1 protein-coding gene is annotated in these 2,373 nt (G+C 51.5%); it reads right to left on the reverse strand.

All coding sequences use genetic code 11. The annotated features are described in order from the left end of the window. A partial coding sequence (locus tag J07HQW2_RS18360; RefSeq protein WP_021055248.1) for a DEAD/DEAH box helicase family protein occupies window positions 1-2,268 on the reverse strand: 2,268 nt, incomplete at its 3' end. Window positions 2,269-2,373 lie beyond the last annotated feature (105 nt).

Below are 2,373 nucleotides of genomic sequence, written 5' to 3' on the forward strand. Positions count from 1 at the left end.
CTGCTTGAGTACGTCTATGAGTGGACCACCGACACATAGCGTCGTGCAGTTTTGTCCACTCTGCATACGATTCGGCTCTGCGTCGGGAACAACAGCCCGAATAATAGACTCGAAAGCCTCTATTTCGGATCTCTCCGCCGAATCGGTGGCATAGAACTCGACGCACCGCTCACTCATCGCTCCATCTGCCACGAACAACCCAACAAGCCGAGCAAAATCCACCATGTCGACTGATGGCGGTATCTGATACTGTTTATCTTGTTTGTATACTCCATCGATATAGCTTCGGTCGAGTTCTATCTCCCGTGCGACTGATATCGGAAGTGATCCCCTAGATCTCCAGTTATATCGATTGTTGATCGTTCCGGTTTGTTGGTCGTATAGTGGCTCGAACGCACTCTCGGGAATCTCGTCGTTGAGGAGGATGTATCCCTCATCCAATAACGACAGTACATCTATCCGGGATTGCTCGTCGTTAATTTCTGGAACCGTGGTCGGCTGTAGTAGATACTCTCCTTCTTCGAGTTCGGTTGGTGTTCGTTCAACGATAGCACGCTCCTCCGAATCGTACACAAGAAGCGAATGATCTTCGGTGACCGTCACTTCCTGCCCATTATCTGCTCGAACCGTGTATAGATCTGCTGTATTTCGATGTCGCATCGCTGCAGTGACCGGTGTCCAAACAACCTTCCCTTGCTTAGTTACTCCAATCGTCTCGACTTCGGACACGCTGCTGATTCCTGACTCCTCATCAAGGTAGTCTGAAACAAACTCTTCTATTGGTTCAACTGACACGGTATCTCCGCGCTTGACCGGAATAATTGTCTCTCCGTGAACGGAGAGTCCCAACCGATGAGAAGTCTGCAGATCAGCACTTCGGCGGAACACATCGCTTGGAATGTGCTGGACCTCGTCGTAGACGATCAGACCCCACTTCCGGGAATCGAATAGCTGTCGGTGACGGTCCATCCCAGCAGTCTGGTAAGTCGCAATTGTCACTGACCGAATATTTTTTTCGCCGCCGTGATACTCTCCAATCTGGTCGTCGGTCAGTGTCGACTCACCGGTCAACGATTTGCGCCACTGTGCGGCAAGTTCTCGGCTTGGAACCAAAATTAGGGTTTCGCCACCGACTGCAGCGATAGTCGCAGTCGCGGCGATTGTCTTTCCGCTACCTGGTGGACCGACATACACTCCCGCCTGCTGGTCGAGGAAGGTGTCGACCCACGACTGTTGGTACTCCCGAAGTGTGGCTGTGAGATCGACATCAATTGGGTCGCCTGTATCAAGGTCACGCTCGTCGACAACTGGATACCCCGCCTCGTACAACACGCGCTTTACGCTAGCGACCTCGTCGCTGTTGACCCAACTTTCAGTATCCGACACTGGCGCTCGAAGCTGGTCCTCTGAAAGTTTCTGTCGTGCGACATTCCCCATGAGGCTCTCTGAGGCGGCTTCGAGCACCACATACCCATCATCATGTGTAAAGAGTCGAAACCGATTCGCTCGTTTCCATTGTGTCTCAACCCAAGATTCTAATTCCGGAACGCGCCGCGGAAGTGTTGACCGAATCACTGAAATGAGCGTCCCGAGATCATCAAACGGTGCTTGCCAGATATCTTCCTGACGCACACGATAGAGATACCCACGCGATTGAGACTGCCGTGGGGTATAGGTGTTTACCCCAGTATCTGCATCTGTATCTGAATCTACGTTCTCACTGACCGTTGTCTCCCCAGGATTACTCACATTGGTACCACTTCGATCAGCCGTCTCCTCACCCACCTGTGGTCCGCGTTGCTCTATCGGTTGTCGCTTACCAGTGGTATCGGCAAGATACGCGAACTGAGTGAGTTGTGCACGCGTATACTGTGTCGGATTATCAACGACAATTTCCCGGCGATCTGGAAACACAACAATCCGCTCACGTGTCGTCATCTCCGAAAGCGATGTCGGATAATATACAACCGGGTCATCATCAACCGCAATCCGATCAACTACCCCAGTATCGATTAGTGTCGACAACTGTTCTGTTATCGTCGCTTGACTTTCCGAGAAATGACGCGCAATCGTCGAAGCGGTAACAACAGGTCGCCCAGCAGTCTCAAATACGTTATATAGCTGATCTGTTGAAAGCGTATCTGTTGTTCCTGCTTCACCCGACTGTGTGTGATTATCCGTCTCAGCCGTTGGTCCGGCCTGCACATCTATTGACTCTGCAGATTCCGCAGATTCCGCAGATCCGTCAGATTCAGACTCTTCGCTCATTACCGACACTACGTTGCAACAGGAAAACCACTTGCGACATTTCCCCTTCTTTGCTCTCAATCCTTATATTGTCGTCAATACCCCTCCCCGTGTTACTACGCGCAA

The sequence above is a fragment of the Haloquadratum walsbyi J07HQW2 genome (genome assembly GCF_000415985.1).
In the GTDB taxonomy this organism is placed as follows: domain Archaea; phylum Halobacteriota; class Halobacteria; order Halobacteriales; family Haloferacaceae; genus Haloquadratum; species Haloquadratum walsbyi_B.